Source organism: Roseovarius sp. MBR-79, from assembly GCF_053628555.1.
In genome coordinates, this window is sequence record NZ_JBRJGP010000060.1 from 1 (window position 1) to 3510 (window position 3510).

At 56.9% G+C, this 3510-nt stretch carries 3 protein-coding genes and 1 pseudogene; all 4 read right to left on the bottom strand.

Features of this window, described 5'->3' with window-relative positions:
- Positions 1 to 93: 93 nt before the first annotated feature.
- Positions 94 to 405, bottom strand: a pseudogene (locus ACSSV8_RS19990) (ParB/Srx family N-terminal domain-containing protein); the annotation flags it as partial.
- Positions 406 to 860: 455 nt separating this feature from the next.
- Complete coding sequence (locus ACSSV8_RS19995) at positions 861 to 1634, bottom strand: hypothetical protein (RefSeq protein ID WP_454283649.1); 774 nt, start codon at positions 1632 to 1634, stop codon at positions 861 to 863.
- Positions 1618 to 3138: a dGTP triphosphohydrolase gene (gene dgt / locus ACSSV8_RS20000; protein WP_454283650.1), complete on the bottom strand. Its 1521-nt coding sequence runs from the start codon at positions 3136 to 3138 to the stop codon at positions 1618 to 1620. Before dgt ends, ACSSV8_RS19995 begins: the two co-directional genes overlap by 17 nt.
- Positions 3139 to 3222: 84 nt before the next feature.
- The coding region (locus ACSSV8_RS20005; RefSeq protein WP_454283651.1) for a DUF6362 family protein at positions 3223 to 3510 on the bottom strand (288 nt) is incomplete at its 5' end.

Sequence of the window (3510 nt, forward strand, 5' to 3'; positions counted from 1 at the left end):
AACATGGGCATCGGCGGCATCACCCCCGCTATGAAACTGAAAATGGCCGCGTGAACTCTACGGACGAACCCCGTTAAAAAGGGGGGGATTACCCCAGGTGCCCAGCTCCGTCAGCTTGTTGTCCGCGATCCGGTAAGCCCGGCGTTGCGCCTCGGTCAGATGCCCGAGCACGATCACCGGCGCTTCGGTCAGCCCCAGTTGGGTGGCCGCCAGCACGCGCCCATGGCCCGCAATCAGCTCCCCGTCCTCGGCCACGAGGCACGGCACGGTCCAACCGAACTCGGCCATGCTGGCGGCGATCTTCGCAACCTGATCAGCGCCATGCGCCTTTGCGTTCTTCGCGTAGGGCTGCAGGCGCGACAGCGGCCACGTCTCGATCGCGTCCGGGGCGAAGCTCAGCGTCATGGTGGGCAAGGTTCCTCGGTCGGGTGGATGCCGGTGGTTTCCGGACTCCGGATGCCGCGCTGGACTCCACACGGGGTCCAGCGGCTACCAGCGGTGTCCGGTCGGAAGGCCAGCGTTCATTGGTGTTTGCGCGGGGTCAGGTGGATCCGGCTTCCGGGTGGCTTCCCAAAAATCCGGCCCTGTCGCTGGCGATGTCCCGCGCTTCGCCCGCCAGCATACGAATGTCGCCAGGAAGGAACCAAGAACTCAATGGGTTAGCCCATTGGACCCCGGCTGGACCCTTCGCTGGACCCCGGAAGCCAGCGGCGCGGCGTCTGCCTGCGCGCTCCTCTCCCGAGTATATCCCTATGGATAGCTGCTTCGGGGCAATCCGTCTTGCCTTGCGGTGTCTCGCAGGAAATCGTCTCGCCCGATCAAGACCACTTGACAGCCAACCAAACAGCGTTTGCGCAGGCTTAGTGAATATAGGGCAGCCTAAGCTGCACGTTCCTGTGACAGGAGGCTACATCGAAAGGATCACTCCGATCGCCGGAAACATGCGACCGAAGCGATCGTTTCAAGTCCTCAAAGCAGATACGGTCCAGATGCTGCGAACGAAATGATCGCTGCTCTGCCTCGAGTAGTGCGCGCCATCCCTCGCACTCAAATACCTCATCCACAAACTCGGAAAGCCGAGGCCCCCACCGAAACCCCTTCATCAAAGCATACCTGATCGCGCGGACGGCATTCCCCTTCGGATTGGGGTTCGGTCGGAGATTTATTTCCAGTATCTTCTCGTTGATGTCTCTGAAATAGTCTGGGGCAGTCTTCAGCTTTCGATAGTCAATGTCATAGAGAATTGCGTCGCATCTGAAAAACGTTGCGCTGCGAAGATCTCCCACGGTGCGCACCTTCGCATGGCCAGTTACATGCGCCCACGTTCGCTCCAACGGCCACACATCTATCTGCCACTTTCTGGACGGCAGGGCATAGCCGCCAAACCGATTTACCCGCGCTCCAATCGCACTCATGTATTTTTCAAAACTGTTTAGATCGTAAGGCGCAATCACGAAGTCCAAATCAGATTTGAAGCCAGCATTTCCGAACAAAGCAAGGTCGCGAAGCATGCCGCCAATTAACACAAGGCGTCCATATCTTCTGAGCTCCCTCAGAGAACTGCGAACATCCTCACGCCCGCGATACCGCGATGTGAAAAAGTAGTGGACTCTGCTTTCAAGCTGGCGTTCCATCGACTCTTCTCATTTCCCGATAGTGCTGCTCGAAGTCCCGATAAAGATCAATGCAGAATTGGTCCGTCATGCCAGAAACCATGTCCGTAAGAAGCTGCATCTCCTTGTAACGTATGGGAAGACCAGGATCACGATGGTACTGATGCACCTTCCCCTCGAACATGCGCCGGTAGTTCTTCGAGATCCGGCTATAGACATATGCTGCAAATGGCGTCGTTCGATCACTTGACAAATCTTCATAGTCTTCGCGCTGGCTAATTCCAATCCACAAGAAGTCCATAAGTCGATTAAGAACATTGAACCCATTGAGCTCGACCTCGAGAACGGACTTATGACTGAATGCGTTCTCCCGGTCGAATTTCTTTAGGGCACTACAGAGCTTCGCTGCCGCAGATATCTTTATCAACTCGCCGTCAAACCTACCCAAAAGAATCGATTCGTAATTGTTCCTGAAAGCTTCGGCAACTGCCGACACCATCAGGTGGATCGCATGTACTCGGAACTTCTGGGTTGCGACGTCTTGCAGCTCGCTCGGGTGCAGATGTTGACGTCGCAGGAAATCCAACTCCCAACGAGCAAGTTCGCACAGGTGCTTTGTCACGGCATCCAGCTTATCCTCACCATCAGGGTGGTACTCCAGCGCCGCGAGCAGATCATTAAGCGAGACCAGTCCTTTCTTGATCGCGTCCTCTGCGTCCAAAACGGAGTACGCGATATCATCGCATGCCTCCATGACCAAGGCGAGCGGATGCCGAGCATCAGCTACGAGCCCCGTCTCTTGTCGAATTCGCTCGACGACCAACTGCTCTGAGGCAAAGTAGCCTACCTTCTTGCGGGCTTGCTTCGACTTATCAATTGCGTCGGATGCCGCAACGTATTTCATCACTGCGGCGAGCGTGCCGACGGACAGATTTAGCCCAAGATCGTCACCAATAACTTGCAGTTTGGTGAGCACGCGAAGCGTTTGTGCGTTTCCCTCGAAGAGAAGGAAGTCGTTCTTGTGCTGGTCCTCGAGCGATTTGACGTCAGCGGCAACGGTCGAAAGATCTGGATCAACAGGTGGGACGAAGAGAACTTTTTGGTTCCTTTTGAACCAAGCCCGAATTGCGAACTCGCCCTGATGTCCGAATGGCGGATTGCCGATATCATGCGCCAAGCCCACTGCGGCAAGCGTCGCAGGTATTACTCGGATGGCGTGCTCCGGCAACTTTTCAGGAAGCGTGTGAGCGATTTCGAGGCCGATCGAGCGCGCCAGGTTTGCCACTTCATAGGAGTGGGTCAGACGGGTTCTGATGCTTTCGATACTCTCTAGAGGAAAGACCTGCGTCTTATCGCCCATCCTCCGAAACGGCGTGGAGAACAGTATGCGATCGTGGTCTCGCTCTTGTGGTAGGCGGAATTGGCCAGTTGCAAACTCTGGTCCAGACGGTTTGCCTTCTGGCTTCTCGCGCTCAAGCAGTTCTCCGAAGCGCTGGCCACTCAGCAAACAGGCCCAATCCATCATTTGCGGTAGTACCTCCCGACTCGCGCTGGCCTCACGCCCAGCTTATACAATGGGTAGTGGCTTAGCAGATCAACTCATCTGCATCTAGCCTCCATCCGCTCGGCTGACCACAAACCCCATCGATCGCTTCCGCGGCACGCTCTTCCCGTTGAGCCGCCAGACGATCACGGCGATGCCGTACTGAAAGCGCCGGTTCGCCGTGGCGCGACTGATGCCAAGCTCCCAGCAAATCGGCTTCCAAGGCGTGCCATTCGCCCGAAGCCAGACGAGCCGCGCGTCGTCCTTCTCCAGCCAGCGCAGCCAGAGCATAGCTTCCTCGGCCTGCGTGATCTGTCGCGGGCTGGGCCTCGGGCGACGCATCTGCGGTTCCTG